Annotated in this window: 1 pseudogene; it reads left to right on the forward strand. The window is 75.5% G+C overall.

Annotation, left to right across the window (positions count from 1 at the left end):
* Positions 1-229, forward strand: a pseudogene (locus tag CVH10_RS25160) (two-component sensor histidine kinase); the annotation flags it as partial.

The following is a 229-nucleotide window of genomic DNA, read 5'->3' on the forward strand; positions in this document are numbered from 1 at the left end:
GACGACGAGCCGCGGGTGCTGCGCCGGGAGCTGGCGTCGCTGGGCGAGCATCAGCTGGTGGGCCTGGCGCGGCAGTTGGGTCAGTGGCTGGTCGAGGTGCACCCGGAGCGCCGCGCGGCGCGGCTCGACCGGCTGCGTAGCCGGGTGATCCAGCTGCGCCTGACCGACACGCCGCCCGAGGGGCTCCACCCGACGCGTCTGGCGTCGCTGAGCGAAGCCGAGGTGGTGG

The sequence above is a fragment of the Halomonas sp. ND22Bw genome, from assembly GCF_003011945.1.
Taxonomy (GTDB): Bacteria; Pseudomonadota; Gammaproteobacteria; order Pseudomonadales; family Halomonadaceae; genus Halomonas; species Halomonas halophila.